We start from the raw sequence: 18,517 nt of genomic DNA on the forward strand, positions 1-18,517 counted from the left end.
CTCGAGCGTGTTGGAACAGTCGCAAGACAACATCGGGATTCCGCGTTCAAGGCCTGCGGCCTTGCCCCGGAATGACCACGGTGATCGTTGATAAGTCGCGCCACTGCGATGTGGTCATTGGATGGCAATTGCCAATGAAGTCGCGACGAGCAACCCTGCCAATTCGTTTCTCCGTCATGCCCGGGCTTGTCCCGGGCATCCACGTCGGGCCCAGGATGCCGAACGGCGTGGATGGCCGGGACAAGCCCGGCCATGACGGCGTTGAGACAGGAGAGCACAACGCCCAGATCATCGTGCGCGATTGCCCTCGTTCGTGGCAGGCCGCGATGGCAGGGAAGCCGCAGCTGAAAATTTCCGATAAATAAAAATATCTTGCGCTTTTTCGGAAATCATGATTTCCTCTCGCCATCCCGCCTCGAGCAAGGGGCGTAGCGCGCGATCGTCACGACACGCGAGGCGGGGATGCGATGCCGCGATGGGCCACAGCGTGTCCGAAGGGATGCGCCGACGAACGGCTCCGTTGCGGACGTGAAATCGCGTGGTCCTGGCGCCCCGAAGCAGGCGTCAAGTCCGTGGTGATGCCCAGTTCATCGCCCGGGCGACGGTGTCTACGAGCCGGCACACCGGGGAGATCGCGTATAAGCGTGAAGACATCGCGCGGGGAATGCCGGATGTTCGGCTGAACCTGTGGTACCTGCCGCCTGCATTTTTTTCGCAGGCGGGCCATGGGTGAGGCCTTCACCCGGCATTCCCCGCGCCCTTGCACTCTCGTAAGGGACGTTCGCCGCATGCCCCCGGGCGCAACGCGCCGCGGGAATGAGATCGTATGTCGACCGCTGTTTGAGATTGTGAAGCCACCCCACCCACAGCCGTCGTCCCGGGCAAGCCGTGACACGCGCAGCGCGTCGCGGCGCCGACCCGGGACCCATACGCCGCAGCGGATGTGATGCGCGAGATGCCAACTACTTGGCTGCCCCAAACTCCTCCCTGGGGGTATGGGTCCCGGCGTTCGCCGGGACGACAGGGAGTTTGTGGCCGCGGTCCCGGGCTACCCCGTATTCCGCAACCCCGCCGAGATGCCGTTGATCGTGAGCTGAATCCCGCGCAGCACCTGCTCGTCCGGGTTCTGGGCACGGTGCTCCTTCAGCAGTTCGACCTGAACGTGGTTGAGCGGATCGAGATAGGGGAAGCGGTTGCGCACCGAGCGCTCCAGCAGCGGGTTGCCCTGCAGGAGGCGCTCCTGGCCGGTAATGTCGAGCAAGGTCTCGATCACCAGATTCCATTCACGGCGGATGCGGCCGAAGATCTTTTCGCGCAGCGTCTCGTCCGGAACCAGTTCGGCATAGCGCGAGGCGATCGCGATCGAGCTCTTGGCGAGCACCATGTCCATGTTCGACAGCAGCATGCGGAAGAACGGCCATTCCTGATACAGCTCGCGCAGGAACGGCATGCCCTGCTCCGGATTTTCAGCGACCCAGGTCTCGACCGCGCTGCCGAAGCCATACCAGCCCGGCAGCATCAGCCGGCACTGCGCCCAGGAGAACACCCAGGGGATGGCGCGCAGATCCTCGATCGCGCGGGTCTTCTTGCGCGACGCCGGGCGGCTGCCGATGTTGAGCGTGGCGATCTCGTTGATGACGGTCGAGGCCCAGAAATAATCGACGAAGCCGTCGGTCTCATAGACCAGACCGCGATAGGCCTTGAAGGCCAACTCCGAGAGCCGGTCCATAGCCGTAAGATACTCGCGCTTCGGCGCCGGCTGCCGCGGATGCAGCAGGCTCGCCTCCAGCGTCGCCGCCGCGAGGATCTCCAGATTGTTGCGCCCGACCTCGGCGTTCGAATATTTGCTCGAGATGATCTCGCCCTGCTCGGTGATGCGGATCTGGCCGCTCACGGCGCCGCCGGGCTGGGCAATGATGGCGTCATAGCTCGGGCCGCCGCCACGGCCGACCGAGCCGCCGCGGCCGTGGAATAGCCTGAGCCGGATGCCGTGGCGCTCGAAGATTTCGACGAGACCAATCTCGGCCTTGTAGAGCTCCCAGCCCGAGGTGACGAAACCGCCATCCTTGTTGCTGTCGGAATAGCCGAGCATCACCTCCTGCACGGCGCCGCGGCTGTCGACCAGGCGGCGATAATCGTGCAGCGCCAGCATGCGGTCCATGATGCCGCTGGAGGCCTGCAGGTCCTCGATGGTCTCGAACAGCGGCACGATGTTGACGCCACAGCGGCCTGCCGGATCGATCAGGCCGACCTCTTTCAGCAGCAGGGCGACCTCGAGCATGTCCGACATGCCCTTGCACATCGAGATGATGCACTGGCAGATGACGTCGGCCCCGAACGTGGCATGCGCCTCGGCGGCGGCGCGGAACAGCGCGAGCTCACCGACCGTCTCATCGCTGTATTTGACGAACTGCGACACCAGCGGCCGGGCATTGCGCAGCTCGCTGACCAGCAGGCCGACGCGCGCGTCCTCGCTCAGCGCCATGTAGGACATGCCGGGCATCGCGGTGTCGATCAGCTCGGCCACGGTGCGCTCGTGCACCGCCGAGTTCTGGCGGATGTCGAGCCGCGCCAGATGGAAGCCGAAGCAGTCGACCGCGCGACGGAGCATCCGCAGCCGACCACGCGCGATCACCTCGGCATTGTTGGCGATCAGCGAGCGATGCAGCACGTCGAGATCGTCCTGCAGCTCCTTGACGCTGTGATACGGCTCGACCGCTGCTACCGGCAGACGGCTGATCTGGATGCCGAGCTTCTTCGCGGTCGCCGCCAGCCGCGCATAGATGCCGGACACCGCGAGACGATACGGCTCGCCGCTGCGGTGGGGCGAGGTGTCGGGCGAGCGCTCGGCCAGCGCCCGCAGCTCCTCGGAGACATCGGCGAGGTGCGCCGCCATCGACAGCTCGCTGCCGAGCAGGTGCAGCTCCTCGAGGTAATAGTGAAGCGCGAGGCTGGATTGCAGCTTGAGCGTTCCGCGCATCACATCGGCGGTCACGAACGGATTGCCGTCGCGATCACCGCCGATCCAGCTGCCCATGCGCAGGAAGGACGCGAGATCGCCGGCAACCTCGGCGCCGTCGTTGAGGCGATCCTCCAGCGAGCACAGCAGCCGCGGCACCTCGCGCAGGAAGGTGTAGTCGTAGAACGACAGCCCGTTGGTGACCTCGTCGAGCACCGTGAGCTTGGTCCGGCGAAGCAGGTTGGTCTGCCACAGCGTGAGCACGGCGCGGCGCAGCGCCTCGTCATTGGCCTCACGCTCCTCGGGCGTCAGCTGCATCCGCTCGCGGCGGTCGAGCAGCATCGCGACCTCCATCTCGCGATCCATCGTGCTCTTGCGCCGCACCTCGGTCGGATGCGCGGTCAGCACCGGGCTGACCAGCGCAGTCGAGAAGAACTTGCGCAGCTCGGCCGCCTCGAAGCCCGCAGCCTTGGCGTGCCCCAGCGTCGCCGCCAGCATGCCATTGCCGCCATTGGCATCGCTCCTGGCGCGCATGCGGCGGATGTTGTTCTGGTCCTCGGCGATGTTGGCGAGGTGGGAGAAATAGCTGAAGGCGCGGACGATGCGGACGGTCTCCGCGGTCGTCATGCCGTCGAGGATCTGCTCCAGCTCGCGGCGCGCCTGGCGGTCCTCGTCACGGTGGAAGCGCACCGAGGTCTGGCGTATCAGCTCGACGAGATCGAAGACATCGGCGCCCTCCTGGTCGCGAACGGTGTCGCCGAGGATTCGGCCGAGCAAGCGGATATCGTCGCGAAGCCGCGCGTCCTCCTCCATGGCCTGCGCCTCGGCGGCGCGGTTGGGACGAATGTCCTCTGGTATGGCTTGCGGCGACATGGATGCGCTCTCCAGCAGCTGCCCATTTACGGGTCAGTCTGCCGTATCTGTATTGCAGCGCAAGATCAAGAAAGAGGCGTCGCCTGCCCTATTCGATGCTGGCCTTGTCTCCTGTCGCAGCCGGACGCATCAGATCTGCCGCCCCGCCCGCTCCCAATAGGGATCGCGCAGCCGCCGCTTGAAGATCTTGCCGGAATCCTCGCGCGGCAATTTGTCGTGGATTTCGATGTGCCTGGGCACCTTGTAGTCGGCCAGCGAGGCTTTCAGCCGTGCCTTGATCTCGCCGATGTCCAGCGTCACCCCGGGCTGCGGTTCGACCACGGCCATCAGCGCCTCGCCGAACTCGGCGTCGGGGATGCCGAAGACGGCGCAATCATGGACGCCGGGAACGGCGTGCAGCACAGCCTCGATTTCCGCCGGATAGATGTTGACGCCGCCGGAGATCACCATGTCGCGCTTGCGGTCGCAGAGAAAGACGTAACCGTCGGCGTCGATGTAGCCGATGTCGCCCGAGGTGATGAAGCCGTCGCGGTCGATCTCGGCACGCTTGTCCGGCTTGTTGTGATAGGTGAAATCCGGATTGCCCGGCATGCGCGAATAGATCTCGCCGACCTCGCCCTGCGGCAGAATGCGGCCGTCCTCACCCAGGAAGCGCAGCTCCGCTCCCGGCGAGACCTTGCCGACGGTCCCGGGCTTGCGCAGCGCATCCTCGGAGGTGGCGAAGGTCACGGCGCCCGATTCGGTCGAGCCGTAGAACTCGTAGATGACGGGTCCCCACCACTCGATCATCGCGCGCTTGACGTCGGCCGGGCACGGCGCCGCCGCGTGGATGACGTGACGCAGCGAGGATACGTCGCTGCGGCGCCGGATCTCCTCGGGCAGCTTCATCAGCCGGATGAACATCGTCGGCACCATGAAGATGGTATCGATCCGCTCGGCCTCGATGACGCGAAGGAACTCCTCCGGCTCGAAGCGCGGCATCAGCACCAGCGCGCCGCCGAGCCGGCCGGCGCGCAGGCCGAACGCGTTCGGCGCCGAATGATACAGCGGCCCCGGCAGCAACGCGCGCGCACCAGGCTTCAGGCCGTAGATCAGCGCCCGCATCCGCTCGGCGGAGGCGGCCTGTTCCAGCGACGGCGCGTTGCGCCGGACGCCCTTCGGATGTCCTGTCGTGCCGGAAGTATAGATCATGTTCTGCGGCTGCGGCACCTGCGGCCCGTTGTAAGGGCTCTGCTGCGCCAGCCATCCTTCCAGCTCGATCGCGAAGGCCGGTGTCGCGAGCAGGTCGGGATCGATCCGATAGTTCGACAGGATCTCCGGCGGGGTCGGCACGCTGAGCACGGTCACGCCGGCCGGCACCACGCCTGCAAGCTGATGCAGCAGGTCGGCGTGGCCAATCAGGACCTTCGTCACGGAGTCCTTCAGGATGTAGTCGATCTCCTCCGGCTTGAAATGCCAGTTCACCGGCACGCCATAGGCCCCGAGCCGCATCGCGCCATAGGCCGCCTCGATGAAGGCGATGTCGTTGCGCATCAGCATGCAGACGCAATCGCCCTGGCGGACGCCGAGCTGCGCGAGACCGCTCGCGATCCGCGCCGCACGATCGGCGATCTCGCCGTGGCTGCGCCGGCGCTCGCCGGAGATGATGCCACAGAACAGGGAGGTGTCGCTCATCAATGCCTTCTAATCCGCAAACTTCGGCGCGCGCTTTTCGATATTCGCCCGCACCGATTCGAGCTGGTTGGCGCTGCCGATCAGTTTCTGCTGCTCGACCGATTCCGCGAGCAGCGCCGGGCCCGGATCGACCGAGAGGTTGTTCAGCATCCGCTTGGCGGCGCGGATCGCGTCGGGATTCTTAGCCGCGATCTCGCGCGCCGTCTCCAGCGCAGCCGCGCGTGGATCGGAGCAGATGCGGGTGACGAGGCCGTAGGCCTGCCCCTCCTCCGGCGAGAACACACGGCCGGTATAGGTCAGCTCGCGCAGGATGTCGTCGCGCATCAAGGTCGCCAGGATCGGCGTGCCCGCCATGTCCGGCACCAGCCCCCACTTGATCTCCATGATCGACATCTTGGTATCAGGCGCGACGTAGCGCATGTCGGCACCCAGCGCGAGCTGGAAGCCGCCGCCATACGCGACGCCATGCACCGCAGCAATCACCGGCACCGGCAGCTGACGCCAGCCCCACACCGCCTGCTGCGCGAAGTTGGCCTTGCCGTGGGTGCGAACGGTGAGGTCACGCTTCTCGCCTCCAGCGATACCATTGCCTCCGGACTCCTTCATCGCCGCGAAGCGGCCCATGTCGAGCCCGGCGCAGAACGCGCGGCCCTCGCCGGACAGCACCACCGCGCGCAGCCCCTTCTCGTTCGACAGCCGCTCGGTCGCCGCCACCAACGCCGCAAACATCTCCTGATCGAGCGCATTCATCTTGTCGGCGCGGACCAGGCGGACATCGGCGACGCCGTCCTTGATCTCGATTGCGATGCGGTTGTCCATCGAGCGTCTCCTCACGAATGTCTTTGTGACTTTACAGAAGGCTGTCGGAGCGATTTAGTCAATCGACCAATTAAGTCACAACATGTCAGGCGGAAACTCCCATGTTCAAGGACAATCTCCTGGAAGGCCGGCGCATTCTGGTGACCGGCGGCGGCACCGGCCTCGGCAAGGCGATGGCCGCGCGCTTTCTCCAGCTCGGCGCCGAGGTGCATATTTGCGGCCGGCGGAAAATCGTGTGCGACGAGACCGCGACCGAACTGATGGACCTCTATGGCGGTCGCGTGACGAGCCATGGCGTCGACATCCGCAACGCGATGGCGGTCGAGGAGATGGTCGAGGCGATCTTCCAGGAGGGCGGCCTAACCGACCTCATCAACAACGCCGCCGGCAACTTCATTTCCCGCACTGAGGAATTGAGCCCGCGCGGCTTCGATGCAGTCGCGAACATCGTCATGCATGGCACCTTCTACGTCACGCACGCCGTCGGCAAGCGCTGGATCGCGGCGAAGCAGCCGGGCAACGTCGTCTCGATCACGGTGACCTGGGTGCGCAATGGCTCGCCCTATGTGGTGCCGTCGGCGATGAGCAAGTCGGCGATCCACGCCATGACGATGTCGCTCGCGACCGAGTGGGGCCGCTACGGCATCCGCCTCAACACCATCGCGCCCGGCGAGATCCCGACGGAGGGCATGAGCAAGCGCATCAAGCCCGGTGACGAGGCCGGCGCACGCACCAAGGCGATGAACCCGATGGGCCGCGTCGGTACCATGGAGGAATTGCAGAACCTTGCGGTGTTCCTGATTTCCGGCGGCTGCAACTGGATCAATGGCGAGACCATCGCGATGGACGGCGCGCAGGCGCTGGCGATGGGCGGCAATTTCTATCAGCTGCGCGACTGGAGCGACGACGACTGGACCAAGGCCAAGGAGTCGATCAAGGCGCAGAACGAGAAGGATCGCGCCACGCGCACGAGCTGACGGCGCAAGCACACTGTTGATCAGCGCGGCGCGACCTGTAGACTGAATGCACGATGGCCGCTCCGTCGCAATCCGGAGCGGGGAAGAGACAAATAACGAAGAACACGGCACAATCGGAGGGGAAACATGTCCGTCACGACGGCAGCGTCGACGCTCGTCGACGTCGTGCGCAAGCAGGCGCAGGCACTCGGCTCCGCCACCGCCTATGAGTTCGAGGGGCGGATCACCAGCTTCGCCGAGTTCGACCGCAAGGCCAACCAGGTCGCACATGCGCTCATCGCGCTCGGCATCAAGCCGCACGAGCGGATCGCCTATTTCGGCAAGAACAGCGACAGCTATTTCGAGCTCCTGGTCGGCGCCATGAAGGCCAATGTCGTGATGGCGCCGGTGAACTGGCGGCTCGCCGGTCCCGAAGTCGCCTTCATCGTCGAGGACTGCAAGGCGCCTGCCCTGTTCGTCGGGCCCGAATTCATTACGTTGATCCGTGCCATCCGCGACCAGATTCCGAGCGTGCGGCACGTCATCACCACCGAAGGCGGCGCGCCGGAATGGCAGGACTACACGTCCTGGCGCGACGCGCAGAGCACGGATGATCCTGGCGTCGTCATCACGCCCAAGGACATCGCGCTGCAGCTCTACACGTCAGGCACGACCGGCAAGCCAAAAGGCGCAATGCTGTCGCATGCGAACTTCCTGAACCTGGTCAACACCGGCAACCCCGAGGAAAAGCCGGACTGGAACAAATGGTCGACCAATGACGTGTCGCTGATCGCGATGCCGATCTTCCACATCGGCGGCTCCGGCTGGGGCCTGATGAGCCTGTACCACGGCGCCCGCGGCGTCATCGCCCGCGAGTTCGATCCCACCAAGATTCTCGACTTCTTCGAGCAGTCGGGGATCACCAAGCTGTTCATGGTGCCCGCGGCGATGCAGTTCGTGGTACGGCAGCCGCGCGCGCGGCAGGTCGATTTCTCACGGCTGAAATACATGCTGTACGGCGCCTCGCCGATCCCTGCGGCGCTGCTGAAGGAGTGCATCGACGTCTTCAAATGCGGCTTCGTGCAGATGTACGGTATGACCGAGACCACCGGCACCATCATCGCGCTGCCGCCGGAGGACCACGTCGAGGGGCTGGAGCGGATGCGTTCGGCCGGCAAGCCGCTGCCCGGCATCGAGGTCGCGATCATCGATGCCAACGGCAATCCGCTGCCGCCGCGCGAGGTCGGCGAGATCGCCACGCGCTCCGGCTCCAACATGGCCGGCTACTGGAATCTGCCGGAAGCGACCGCGCGCACGCTCGGCAAGGACGGCTGGCTGCGCACGGGTGACGCCGGCTACATGGACGAGGACGGCTACGTCTACATCCACGACCGCATCAAGGACATGATCATCTCCGGCGGCGAGAACATCTACCCCGCGGAGGTCGAGAGCGCGATCTGCGATCATCCCGATGTCGCCGAGGCCGCCGTGATCGGCATTCCCGACGACAAATGGGGCGAAGCCGTCAAGGCCATCGTCGTCATGAAGCCGGGCAAGCGCGCCACCGAGACCGACATCATCACCTTCACCCGCACCCGCATCGCCGGCTTCAAGACCCCGAAGAGCGTCGACTTCCTCGATGCCCTCCCACGCAATCCCTCGGGCAAGATCCTGCGGCGAAATCTGCGTGACCCGTATTGGGTAGGCAAGGATCGGCAGGTGAACTAACGGTGCAGACCTTTCGCGGCGATACATTCCGGATCGCTTCGCTGACGCTCGCGATGACGTGGAGAGAGCGTGCACTCTCTCGACGCCGTCATTGCGAGGCGCCCTTGCGCCGAAGCAATCCAGGGGCCACGTGACAGGTCTGGATTGCTACGCCGACGCTTGCGAAGACGGTCTTCGAATTACGACCACCTCACCTCTTGTTCACCCCCATGTAACCAAACAGGAAGCCCGCCACCTTGCGCATCTGGATCTCCTCGCTGCCTTCGGTGATACGGTAGCGGCGGTGGTGGCGATAGATGTGCTCGAACGGCTTGTGGCGCGAATAACCCATGCCGCCATGAACCTGGATGGCGCGGTCGGCGGCCTCGCAGCACAGGCGGTTAGCCCAGTAGTTGCACATCGAGACCTTGTCGGAGAGCGTGTGCTCGACCTGCGCCTGGGTGAGCTGGTCCATCTCCCACGCGGTCTTGCGGATCAGCAGCCGCAGCATCTCGGCTTGCGTGGCCAATTCGACCAGCGGCCACTGGATCGCCTGGTTCTCGGCCAGCGCCTTGCCGAACGGCTTGCGCTCGCGCGCATAGTTGACGCTCTCATTGATGCAGAACACAGCCGCGCCGAGCGAGCTCGCCGCTTGGCGGATGCGGTTCTCGTGCACGAAGCACTGCGCCAACGACAGCCCGCGCCCGACCTCGCCGAACAGGGCGTCCTCCGGCACGAACACGTCGGTGAAGCTGACGCGCGGATGGTCGGTCGGCATGTTGAAGGTCCAGAGATACTCCTCGACCTTCACGCCTTCGGCCTTGGCCGGCACCAGGAAGCAGGTGATGCCGCGCGCATCGCCGTCATTTCCCGAGGTGCGCGCGAACAACGCGCAGTGGGTGGCGACGTGCATCCCCGTCGTCCACATCTTCTCGCCGTTGATCAACCAGCCCTTTACGTTGTTGCGCGTGGCCGGAACGGCCTTGGTCTCCATATGGGTCGCATCCGAGCCGTGATGCGGCTCGGTGAGACCGAAGGTGATGCGGTACTTGCCGGTGATCGAGCCGTCGATCATCGCCTTCTGGTCGTCGCGGCCATAACGGTCGAGCATGGTGACGATCGGTAGATTGCCGACGATCGAGTGCTCGTTCTGCAGGTCGTTGTGCAGCCCGAGGCCCTTGGAGGCAAAGTGCTCGCGGATGACGGCCATCCAGAGGTTGGAGCCGTCCTTGCCGCCATAGCGCTTCGGGATCGCGAAGCGCAGGTGCCCGGCCGCGTCGGCGCGGTCCTTGGCCTTGCGCAGCAGCTGCTCCCAGTCATGCCGCGGCAGGCCGCCATTCTCGAAGTCCGTCCGCGCCCATTCGCGGCGATGATCGAAGAAGCGGATGTTGTCGTCGGCCTGCTCGAGCGGCTTGATCTCGGCTTCGATGAAGCGATCGAGCTCGTCGAGATAGGCGACCAGTTCCTTGGGCAAAGAAAAATCCATAGCGTGTCTCCCTGTGCGTGTCGTTGTTGCTCTTGATCAGGTCAGCCCTCCGCCGCGTGCTTGTGGCGCGCAGCGCGGTCGCGTATTTGGATGACTGCAGATGCAGCGCAGGCGCTAAGCTCGCGCAACGTTGCCAATCAGAAAACAGGAGGAACGGCCGATGGAGCTGAAATTCTCGAAGGTCACGCGCAAGGGACCGGTTACGATCGTGACCCTGGCGCGGCCAGAGGTCTACAACGCGCTGCATACAGACGCACATTACGAGCTCGAGGCGGTGTTCGACGGCTTCGCAGCCGATCCCGAGCAATGGGTCGCGATCGTGACCGGCGAAGGCGACAAGGCGTTCTGCGCCGGCAACGATTTGAAATGGCAGGCGGCCGGCGGCAAGCGCGGCTGGGGCCGCAGCGGCTTCGGCGGCCTCACCTCGCGTTTCGACTGCGACAAGCCGCTGATCGCCGCCGTCAACGGCGTCGCGATGGGCGGCGGCTTCGAGATCGCGCTGGCATGCGATCTGATCATCGCCTCGGAGAATGCGACCTTCGCGCTGCCCGAGCCGCGCGTCGGCCTCGCCGCGCTCGCCGGCGGCCTGCAGCGGCTGCCGCGCCAGATCGGCACGAAGCGCGCGATGGGCATGATCCTCACGGGACGCCATGTCGGCGCGCGCGAAGGCCACGAGCTTGGCTTCGTCAACGAGGTGGTGCCGCAGGGCGAGGCGCTGGCAGCGGCGGAGCGCTGGGCCGAGACCATTGCCAAGAACTCGCCGATGTCGATCCGCGCCTCCAAGCAGGCCATCGAGAAGGGCCTCGCGGTGTCGCTGCAGCAGGCCATCACCGAGCAGCGGGACTATCCGGCGGTGCAGGCGATGATGCACTCGCAGGACTACATCGAGGGACCCAAGGCGTTCTCCGAGAAGCGCGCGCCGAAATGGCTCGGGCGGTGAGTTCTGACTGAGGTCGTCATTCCGGGGCGCGCGCAGCGCGAGCCCGGAATCCATACTCCTGATCGTGGTTATGGATTCCGGGCTCGCGACTGCGTCGCGCCCCGGAATGACACCGGATGTTATCGAGAGACTTGCCCGGCTCTCAACGCGGTCATTGCGAGCGAAGCGAAGCAATCCAGACTGTCTCCGCCGAAACAGTCTGGATTGCTTCGTCGCTTGCGCTCCTCGCAATGACCGCGGAGATCTAGGCATCGTCGGTGCCCCTCCCCGCCTCGCGCTTGTAGGACGCATAGTTCGGCTGGTCGACGGCGAGCTTGTCGAGCGTCGTCTGCCAGAGGTGATTCTTGAGCCCTGGCGTCGCGAGGTCGATGGCGCCGCTCGCAATCTGCTCGGCAAGCACACGATTGAGATCGAGCAACGTGCCCTCCTGCCCAAGCAGTTCCTTCAACCGCGCATGCTCCGCCGCGTCCGCCGGCGCCGCCTGCGTCAGCTGCCGGACGACGAGATCCAGCGCGTTGATGCCGACGCGCAGCTTGAAAGCCTGATGTCCCGAGATCAGCGGCGCGATGTCGTCGCGCAGGAAGTCTGCGACCGCTTTCACCAGCTCATCCGGCCTCGGCTCGTCCTGCATCAGCCCTCTCCTCGCGGCGCCAGCAATCGCAGCAGATCGATCTCGGTCTCCGAGGCGCGGCGACCAATCATCGCGCGCTCCATCGAGTGGTCGGGACCGGCGCGAAACCGCTGCATCATGCCGCAGCACATCACGCCCCAGCGCAACGTGCCCATGACCTCCCAGAATTTCACGCGGTCAGGATCGACCCTGCGCCCGGTAGCCTCGTAGCCGGCGAACAGCTCCGCGCGCGATCCAAAGCCGCCGACGGGCTTGTCGATCTCGCCGAAGCGCCAGGAGTTGACGCAGATCCAGCCGAGATCCTCCATGGGATCGCCGAGATGTGCGAGCTCCCAGTCGAGCACCGCGCGCACGCCATCGGATCCGATGATCAGATTGCCGTTGCGGAAATCGCCGTGCACCAGGGCCACCTCGTCCGAGGGACCGGGATCGTTCTGCGACAGCCAGCGCAGCGCCAGATCGAATACCGGGCGCGGCCAGTCGAAGCTGCGATATTCGCGCGCAAGCTCCGCGATCTCGTTCGTCGTATTCATCTCACGCAACGCGGGCAAGGCGTGGCGCGGAATGCCGTGAATGCCGGCGGCGATACCGCCGAGCTGGCGCGCCAGCCGTGGCCTGGCCTCGGCGAATTCAGCATCGCGCAGAATCTTGCGCGCGATCGTCTCGCCGTCGACCCGGCGCATGATGAAGCCGGTGCCGAGATCGTCGGCCGGCATCAGCACGTGCAGCACCTCGGGCGACGGCACGCCGGCCGCATGCGCAAGCCGCATCAAGGCCGCCTCGTTGTCGAGGCCGGCGGCGCGTCCCGGCGCGGCGCCATAGCCCTTCGGCGAGCGGCGCAGGATGGCGCCGACGTCGCCGCCGGGATGAATGATGTCGAACCGCCAAGTCTCCTGGCTGGCGCCGCCGGAGAGCTTTGCAGCGCCCCGCACGCCGGTCGCGCCCGGCATGAACGAAGCGACGCAGCGGGACAGCTCGGTCTCGATCATTGGCCCTTGAACTTGGCCGGACGCTTTTCGAGGAACGCGGTGACGCCCTCCTTGAAATCGGCGGTGGAGCCGGCGATGCGCTGCGACTGGAATTCCTCGTTGAGCTGCTCCTCGAACGAGTTCTCCGGGCTCTCCCAATACAGCCGGCGGATCTGCGCCAGCGCCACCGTCGGGCCGTTGGCAAGATCGTGCGCGAGCTTCATCGTCTCCTCTTTCAGAGCCGCGTCGTCATAGACGCGGTTGACGAGGCCCCATTGCAGCGCCGTCTCGGCCGGCAGCTTCTCGCCGAGCAGCGACAGCTCGATCGCCCGCGCCTTGCCGACGAGGCGCGGCAACAGCCAGGTCGAGCCGCAATCGGGGACGAGGCCGATGCGACGGAAGGCCTGCAGGAAGTAGGCGGACTTCGCGCACAGGATCATGTCGCCCATCAGCGCGAAGCTCATGCCGGCGCCGGCAGCCGGGCCGTTCACCGACGTCACGATCGGGCAATGCAGGTTGCGCAGGCGGCGCAGGAACGGATGGAAGGCGGTCTCGAGCGCAGCGCCGGCGTTGCTGCGGCCAGGCTTGGCCTGCGCATTGCGGCCCTGCAGATTGGCGCCGGTGCAGAACGCGCGGCCGGCGCCGGTCACGACCAGGCAGCGCACGTCCGCCTTCTTTTCATCGATCTCATCGAGCGCCTCGGCGAGGCCGCCCAGCATGTCGATCGAGACCGCGTTCATGACCTCCTGATGATCGAGCGTGAGGACGGCGACGGGCCCGTCGAAATCGAGCGTGACGTGCTTGAACTGCATGGTTTCCTCTCAAGTGCTGTTCGATCGCTGCATTCTTCGCCGCGGAAATTCGACGCGCAGCCCGGTTCGTGCGGCATATTTGATTTTTGCGCTTCGCTTGTCCATGGTTGCGTCATCCAAATAACCGAAGCGCTGATAGCGCGCTCACATCCACGGAAGCGCTCATGACCATGTTCGATCTTACCGGCCGTGTGGCCGTCATCACCGGCGGCAATGGAGGCATAGGCCTCGGCATCGCCCAGGCACTTGCGTCCAGTGGCTGCAACGTCTCGATCTGGGGCCGCAACGCGGAGAAGAACAAGGCGGCCGCGGCTTCGATGGCCGCGGGTCCCGGCAAGGTCGACACCCGAATTTGCGACGTCACCAGTGCCGCTTCCGTCGCTGAGGCGATGAAAGGCACGCTGGAAACGTTCGGCCGCGTCGACGGCTGCTTCGCGAATGCCGGCATCGGCGGCGGCGGCCGCAAGCCCTTCATCGAGCGCAGCGAGGAAGAGTGGCGCAAGATGTTCGCGACCAATCTCGACGGCGTCTTCCACGCATTCCAGGCCGCCGCGCGGCACATGACGGCGCGGGCGGAGTCCGGCGATGCCTTCGGTCGGCTGGTCGCGACCTCGAGCCTCGCGTCGCTGTTCGGCACCGCGCGCAACGAGCATTATGCGGGGACCAAGGCCGCGCTCAACGCGCTGTGCCGGGCGCTTGCCGTGGAGCTTGCGCGCTACGGCGTCACGGCGAACGCGATCCTGCCGGGCTGGATCAAGAGCGACATGACCGCCGGCATCATGGGCAACGAGAAGTTCGTCGCCAACGTGATGCCGCGCATTCCGGTGCGCCGCTTCGGCGAGCCGTCGGATTTCGGCGGCATCGCCGTGTACCTGATGAGCAAGGCCTCGTCCTATCACACCGCCGACTGCTTCGTGATCGACGGCGGCTACACCGCGTTCTGACCCGCCCGGGATCCCGGTGGATCGATGCGTCGGTCCACCGGACCCGGATTTGTTCCCGGCGAATATTCCAAGATTTCCGAAATTTAATCCGTCCCCGGCTGCCACGCCCTCGTGACCTCGGCGTTGTCCCGCATCACATGACGAGGAGAACGCAAGGGGAAGGAAGTCATGAAGCGCGGCCTGACGGTTTTGGCCTGTGTGTCTGCCCTGACTGTGGCCGGCTATTTCGCCATCGCCAAGTGGGGCATCCAGCACGAGAGCCGTGAGTTCTACGACGCCGAGCGGCAGCGGCCGATCACGGTCGACGTCGCCGTGCGCAAGGACTACGAGATGAAGGCCAATGCCGGCCTGTGGCGGCTGCCGGTCGCGATCATCAGCAACGGCAACACGGTGAAGAACACCGAGTACTCCTTCCTCGCCAACGTCTTTGCTGCCCGCGGCTACTTGGTTGCCAGCGTCCAGCAGGACCTGCCGACGGATCCGCCGCTCGTCACCAAGGTCGGACTGCCCTATGTCGGCCGGCTCGACGTCTACAAGAAGGGCGAGGCCAACATCCTCTGCGTGCTCCGCGAGATGAAGAAGCGGCATCCCAACGCGAACTATGACCATCTGACCCTGGTCGGCCATTCCAACGGCGGCGACACCGCGATGTATTTCGCCAAGGAGCATCCGGACATCGTGTCCCAGGTAGTGACGCTCGACAATCTTCGCGTTCCCTTCGTCGTTCGCGACAAGCTGAAGATCCTGTCGTTCCGCTCGGACGATCCGCAATTCAAGACCGATCCTGACGTGCTGCCCAAGCACCTTGGGGTAAAGAGCGGCATCGACATCATCAAGACCGAGTTCCAGCATACCTGGATGAGCGATCGCGGTCCGTACACGGCGCGCGAGCGGATCCAGGCGACGCTCGACAAGTTCCTCGGCGGCGATGCGACCAGCGAGCTGGCACCGGCGGACACGGACAATCTGATCGTGAACAATGCGGGCGCGGCGCTGCCCTGACAAGGCGCAGCGGCTTTGCGAATTGGTGCATGGCAGCTGCGCCACGGCGCAGCTGCCATCTGACCCGATTTATCAGTCCTGCGGCTTCTTGGCCGGCGGGCCGTTCTTGTTGCCCGGCATGCCCTTGATGTTCGAGGGATCCTGGGCGCTGACGTTCGGATTCTGCTGATTGATGGTCGAGGTCGAGCCCACCGTGCCCGAGCTTGTTGCCGCGGGGCCATTCTTGTTGCCCGCGGCTCCCTGAATGCCCGCTCCCGAGTTCTGCGCGCTCGGTGGATTGGTCGGCTGCTGGCCGCCCTGCGCCAAGGCCGAGGTGGCCGAGACGACGAACGCACACGCGATCAGGCTGATCATCGGTTTCATGGCGTAACCTCCTTTTGTCGTTGCTGTGCTGTTCGAACGTGGGGCTCTCCGAGCCGTTCCCGGAAACATGGAATTTCGCGGCGCCGTGCAGGCACGCAGCCGCTGCCCGCTTTATCCGCTTCCGCATTGCGTCACAGCTGACTAACCTCGGCCGACTTGACCGATCAGAGGCAAAACCATGGAATACCTGTCGACCGATCTCAGCCCGCGCGAGCGCTACAAGATCCTGACCTCCTTCGTGCTGCCGCGGCCGATCGCCTGGGTCACGACCAAGGGCGAGACCGGGGTCGTCAATGCCGCGCCGTTCTCGTTCTTCAACGCGATGGGCGAGGACCCGCCGCTCTGCGTGTTCGCGATCAATCTGCGGCCCGACGGCCGGGTCAAGGACACGCTCGTCAACATTCGCCGCGCCGGTGAGTTCGTCGTGCACATCACCGACGAGCCGCTGGCGGAGGCGATGCACGAGACCGGCGGCGACTTCCCGCCCGAGATCGGTGAGCCCGATCACCTCGGCCTCAAGCTCGCGCCCTCGCGCATGATCGGCGTACCGCGGCTGGCCGATGCGCCGTTCGCGATGGAATGCAGAACCTGGCAGCTGATCGACGTCAATGGCGACCGCGTGCTGGTGCTCGGCGAGGGCCTCGCCTTCCACATCCGCGACGAGCTCTGGGACAGCGCGAAGATGCGGGTCGAGATGGAGCTGTTCCACCCGGTCGGGCGCATGTTCGCCGACCGCTATTGCCGCACCAACGACCGGATGGATTTCCCGCCGGCCAAGGGTGCGCCTTAATCGCCTGCAGCGACGGCGTCAGTAGGCCGCCGTGAGATAATCGACGATCTTGCCGACATCGGCCTCGGCGATCGGCGCGCCATAGACCTTGATCATCTTGGTGACCTCGGCCTGCCAGAACTCCTTCTTGTTCTTCATCGGCGGCTGCGTCCTGATGTAGTCGGCGGAGTGACAGGCCGTGCAATTGCCTTGCGCGACGGCGAGATCAGGCCCTGGCTTCAAGACCGCCGTCTCCTGCGGAACCTTGTAGTTGACCGGTGCCGCCGTGAGCGAGACGGGGCTGCCGGCGAGGCAGCCAAGCACGACGGCCAGCATGGCGAGGAGGAAAGACGTGCGTTGCATGGTCATTCTCCTCAGGCGGCCGTGACGCGGACGGTCTCGACGACATTGCGCAGATAGCCGGCCGGATTCCAGCGCGGCGTATCCGGCTGGGTCTCGCCGGAATTGCTGGTGGCCCGCACCTTCAGATCATGGGAGCCCGCAGCAAGCTTCACCGGCAGCTTCCACTCGCGGAAGGAATATTTTCCGAGGTCCTTGCCGAGCTTGGCGTCGGTCCAGGTCTGGCCGCCATCGGTCGAGACCGCGACCTGCTTGATCCCGCTGCCGCCGTCGAATGCGATGCCACGCAGCGTCGCCGTGCCGGTCTTCAGCTTCGCCCCGTCGCTCACGCTGGTGATGAAGGAGCGGACCGTGAAGCGATTGATCGGGATCGTCGCTTTCGGCGCCGTGCCGGGCTCGACGGCATTGTTCGGCGTGTCCGGAATGCGATAGGCCGATTTCATCCAGAAGCCGTCGAAGACGCTGTCGATGACGGTGATCTCGTTGAGGTGCTTGACCCAATAGGTGCCGTAGTAGCCGGGAACGATCAGGCGCAGCGGAAAGCCGTTCAGGAACGGCAGATCCTCCCCGTTCATGCCATAGGCGAGCATCACTTCGCCGTTCATGGCATGATCGAGGTCGAGCGCCTTGACGAAGTCGGGCGTCTTGTCGATGACCGGGGCATCCATGCCGCCGAAGGTGACCTGCTTGGCGCCGGCCTGGACACCCGCCATCTCGAGAACGGTCTTCAGCGGCACGCCGCGCCAGCGCGCATTGCCCATGGCGCCATTGCCGAGCTGGCCGCCGGCGACGCGCGGCTCGAAGAAGCCGCGGCTGTTGCCGGAGCATTGATTGACGGCGACGATCTCCGTCGCCTTCATCTTTCTGATGTCCTTGAGCGACAGCTTGAGCGGCTTGTCGACCTTGCCGTTGATCTCCAGCGTGAACTTGTCCGGATCGAGATCGTAGGGCAGGCCCGCCAGATGATAGCGCACGAAGAAAGCGTTGTTCGGCGTGATCACGCTGTCATTGAACACCGCGAACGGCGTCTCGAGTTGCGGCGGCCGGCTGGTCAGCCCGATCATCGGCCGCTTCTGCGGATACTTCACCAGCGGGCGCTCGCCATTGGCGAAGGGCAGCGTCACCATGTCCTCAGCCAGCGCGCGCCCAGCGCCAATGCCGCCCAGCAAGGCCGCCAGGCCCGCTCCCTTGAGAAGATCACGCCTGTCGATCATGGAACTCTCTCCGGAGTTGTCGTTCTCGCCCAGGTCATCG

The 18,517-nt window shown here is 65.1% G+C and carries 17 protein-coding genes; 7 read left to right on the plus strand and 10 right to left on the minus strand.

The features are described from left to right. Positions 1-71 precede the first annotated feature (71 nt). Positions 72-365 carry a hypothetical protein gene (locus ACQR1I_RS23225; protein ID WP_434868289.1) on the plus strand — a complete coding sequence of 98 codons (294 nt, stop codon included), beginning with the start codon at positions 72-74 and terminating at the stop codon, positions 363-365. A 683-nt stretch (positions 366-1,048) separates the two neighbouring features. Here the strand turns inward: ACQR1I_RS23225 and ppc are convergent. The 3 genes from ppc to ACQR1I_RS23240 form a co-directional block, all read right to left on the minus strand. After that, positions 1,049-3,832 carry a phosphoenolpyruvate carboxylase gene (gene ppc, locus ACQR1I_RS23230; RefSeq protein WP_434868288.1) on the minus strand — a complete coding sequence of 928 codons (2,784 nt, stop codon included), beginning with the start codon at positions 3,830-3,832 and terminating at the stop codon, positions 1,049-1,051. A 129-nt stretch (positions 3,833-3,961) separates the two neighbouring features. Then, positions 3,962-5,506, minus strand: coding sequence for an acyl-CoA synthetase (locus ACQR1I_RS23235; protein WP_434868287.1), 1,545 nt, complete (start codon positions 5,504-5,506; stop codon positions 3,962-3,964). 9 nt (positions 5,507-5,515) lie between these two features. Continuing rightward, a complete protein-coding gene (locus tag ACQR1I_RS23240) occupies positions 5,516-6,325 on the minus strand; it encodes a crotonase/enoyl-CoA hydratase family protein (RefSeq protein ID WP_434868286.1) in 810 nt (269 codons plus the stop codon). A 101-nt stretch (positions 6,326-6,426) separates the two neighbouring features. Between ACQR1I_RS23240 and ACQR1I_RS23245 the strand changes: the two genes are divergently transcribed. Together ACQR1I_RS23245 and ACQR1I_RS23250 are read left to right on the plus strand one after the other, a co-directional pair. Continuing rightward, positions 6,427-7,302: an SDR family oxidoreductase gene (locus ACQR1I_RS23245; protein ID WP_434868285.1), complete on the plus strand. Its 876-nt coding sequence runs from the start codon at positions 6,427-6,429 to the stop codon at positions 7,300-7,302. A gap of 126 nt (positions 7,303-7,428) precedes the next feature. After that, the gene (locus ACQR1I_RS23250) at positions 7,429-9,009 is read left to right on the plus strand and encodes a fatty acid--CoA ligase (protein ID WP_434868284.1); all 1,581 of its coding nucleotides are present in this window, start codon (positions 7,429-7,431) and stop codon (positions 9,007-9,009) included. Between the two features lie 190 nt (positions 9,010-9,199). On the opposite strand, the gene ACQR1I_RS23255 is transcribed toward ACQR1I_RS23250, so the two are convergent. Further along, positions 9,200-10,474 carry an acyl-CoA dehydrogenase family protein gene (locus ACQR1I_RS23255; protein WP_434868283.1) on the minus strand — a complete coding sequence of 425 codons (1,275 nt, stop codon included), beginning with the start codon at positions 10,472-10,474 and terminating at the stop codon, positions 9,200-9,202. A 160-nt stretch (positions 10,475-10,634) separates the two neighbouring features. On the opposite strand from ACQR1I_RS23255, the gene ACQR1I_RS23260 reads away from it, so the two are divergent. Next, on the plus strand, positions 10,635-11,414 hold the full coding sequence (locus tag ACQR1I_RS23260; RefSeq protein WP_434868282.1) for an enoyl-CoA hydratase-related protein: 780 nt from the start codon (positions 10,635-10,637) through the stop codon (positions 11,412-11,414). Between the two features lie 244 nt (positions 11,415-11,658). On the opposite strand, the gene ACQR1I_RS23265 is transcribed toward ACQR1I_RS23260, so the two are convergent. The 3 genes from ACQR1I_RS23265 to ACQR1I_RS23275 are packed head-to-tail and all read right to left on the minus strand — an operon-like array spanning position 11,659 to position 13,825. Then, a complete protein-coding gene (locus tag ACQR1I_RS23265; protein ID WP_434868281.1) occupies positions 11,659-12,045 on the minus strand; it encodes a DUF6285 domain-containing protein in 387 nt (128 codons plus the stop codon). After that, complete coding sequence (locus ACQR1I_RS23270; protein ID WP_434868280.1) at positions 12,045-13,034, minus strand: phosphotransferase family protein; 990 nt, start codon at positions 13,032-13,034, stop codon at positions 12,045-12,047. Before ACQR1I_RS23270 ends, ACQR1I_RS23265 begins: the two co-directional genes overlap by 1 nt. Beyond that, complete coding sequence (locus tag ACQR1I_RS23275) at positions 13,031-13,825, minus strand: enoyl-CoA hydratase/isomerase (RefSeq protein WP_434868279.1); 795 nt, start codon at positions 13,823-13,825, stop codon at positions 13,031-13,033. Before ACQR1I_RS23275 ends, ACQR1I_RS23270 begins: the two co-directional genes overlap by 4 nt. Positions 13,826-13,989: 164 nt before the next feature. On the opposite strand from ACQR1I_RS23275, the gene ACQR1I_RS23280 reads away from it, so the two are divergent. Continuing rightward, positions 13,990-14,769, plus strand: a complete 780-nt coding sequence (locus ACQR1I_RS23280; RefSeq protein WP_434868278.1) for an SDR family NAD(P)-dependent oxidoreductase — start codon at positions 13,990-13,992, stop codon at positions 14,767-14,769. Positions 14,770-14,937: 168 nt separating this feature from the next. Next, entirely contained in the window at positions 14,938-15,771 is an 834-nt protein-coding gene (locus ACQR1I_RS23285; RefSeq protein ID WP_434868277.1) for an alpha/beta hydrolase, read from the plus strand. 72 nt (positions 15,772-15,843) lie between these two features. On the opposite strand, the gene ACQR1I_RS23290 is transcribed toward ACQR1I_RS23285, so the two are convergent. After that, a complete protein-coding gene (locus ACQR1I_RS23290) occupies positions 15,844-16,134 on the minus strand; it encodes a hypothetical protein (RefSeq protein WP_434868276.1) in 291 nt (96 codons plus the stop codon). A 178-nt stretch (positions 16,135-16,312) separates the two neighbouring features. Between ACQR1I_RS23290 and ACQR1I_RS23295 the strand changes: the two genes are divergently transcribed. Continuing rightward, a complete protein-coding gene (locus tag ACQR1I_RS23295; RefSeq protein WP_434868275.1) occupies positions 16,313-16,924 on the plus strand; it encodes a flavin reductase family protein in 612 nt (203 codons plus the stop codon). 18 nt (positions 16,925-16,942) lie between these two features. Here the strand turns inward: ACQR1I_RS23295 and ACQR1I_RS23300 are convergent, their stop codons facing one another. Together ACQR1I_RS23300 and ACQR1I_RS23305 are read right to left on the minus strand one after the other, a co-directional pair. Then, positions 16,943-17,272: a cytochrome c gene (locus tag ACQR1I_RS23300; protein WP_434868274.1), complete on the minus strand. Its 330-nt coding sequence runs from the start codon at positions 17,270-17,272 to the stop codon at positions 16,943-16,945. Positions 17,273-17,277: 5 nt separating this feature from the next. After that, positions 17,278-18,477 carry a molybdopterin-dependent oxidoreductase gene (locus tag ACQR1I_RS23305; RefSeq protein ID WP_434868273.1) on the minus strand — a complete coding sequence of 400 codons (1,200 nt, stop codon included), beginning with the start codon at positions 18,475-18,477 and terminating at the stop codon, positions 17,278-17,280. Positions 18,478-18,517 lie beyond the last annotated feature (40 nt).

The organism is Bradyrhizobium sp. HKCCYLS2038, assembly GCF_051167655.1.
Lineage (GTDB): Bacteria > Pseudomonadota > Alphaproteobacteria > Rhizobiales > Xanthobacteraceae > Bradyrhizobium.

Excerpts from the sequence above, each read along its gene's own strand:
- ACQR1I_RS23250 (WP_434868284.1), top strand. The coding sequence starts at position 7,429 with ATGTCCGTCACGACGGCAGCGTCGACGCTCGTCGACGTCGTGCGCAAG.
- ACQR1I_RS23265 (WP_434868281.1), bottom strand. The coding sequence starts at position 12,045 with ATGCAGGACGAGCCGAGGCCGGATGAGCTGGTGAAAGCGGTCGCAGAC.
- ACQR1I_RS23260 (WP_434868282.1), top strand. The coding sequence starts at position 10,635 with ATGGAGCTGAAATTCTCGAAGGTCACGCGCAAGGGACCGGTTACGATC.
- ACQR1I_RS23275 (WP_434868279.1), bottom strand. The coding sequence starts at position 13,825 with ATGCAGTTCAAGCACGTCACGCTCGATTTCGACGGGCCCGTCGCCGTC.
- ACQR1I_RS23245 (WP_434868285.1), top strand. The coding sequence starts at position 6,427 with ATGTTCAAGGACAATCTCCTGGAAGGCCGGCGCATTCTGGTGACCGGC.
- ppc (WP_434868288.1), bottom strand. The coding sequence starts at position 3,832 with ATGTCGCCGCAAGCCATACCAGAGGACATTCGTCCCAACCGCGCCGCC.
- ACQR1I_RS23290 (WP_434868276.1), bottom strand. The coding sequence starts at position 16,134 with ATGAAACCGATGATCAGCCTGATCGCGTGTGCGTTCGTCGTCTCGGCC.
- ACQR1I_RS23270 (WP_434868280.1), bottom strand. The coding sequence starts at position 13,034 with ATGATCGAGACCGAGCTGTCCCGCTGCGTCGCTTCGTTCATGCCGGGC.
- ACQR1I_RS23255 (WP_434868283.1), bottom strand. The coding sequence starts at position 10,474 with ATGGATTTTTCTTTGCCCAAGGAACTGGTCGCCTATCTCGACGAGCTC.
- ACQR1I_RS23300 (WP_434868274.1), bottom strand. The coding sequence starts at position 17,272 with ATGACCATGCAACGCACGTCTTTCCTCCTCGCCATGCTGGCCGTCGTG.
- ACQR1I_RS23305 (WP_434868273.1), bottom strand. The coding sequence starts at position 18,477 with ATGATCGACAGGCGTGATCTTCTCAAGGGAGCGGGCCTGGCGGCCTTG.
- ACQR1I_RS23240 (WP_434868286.1), bottom strand. The coding sequence starts at position 6,325 with ATGGACAACCGCATCGCAATCGAGATCAAGGACGGCGTCGCCGATGTC.
- ACQR1I_RS23235 (WP_434868287.1), bottom strand. The coding sequence starts at position 5,506 with ATGAGCGACACCTCCCTGTTCTGTGGCATCATCTCCGGCGAGCGCCGG.
- ACQR1I_RS23280 (WP_434868278.1), top strand. The coding sequence starts at position 13,990 with ATGACCATGTTCGATCTTACCGGCCGTGTGGCCGTCATCACCGGCGGC.
- ACQR1I_RS23295 (WP_434868275.1), top strand. The coding sequence starts at position 16,313 with ATGGAATACCTGTCGACCGATCTCAGCCCGCGCGAGCGCTACAAGATC.
- ACQR1I_RS23225 (WP_434868289.1), top strand. The coding sequence starts at position 72 with ATGACCACGGTGATCGTTGATAAGTCGCGCCACTGCGATGTGGTCATT.
- ACQR1I_RS23285 (WP_434868277.1), top strand. The coding sequence starts at position 14,938 with ATGAAGCGCGGCCTGACGGTTTTGGCCTGTGTGTCTGCCCTGACTGTG.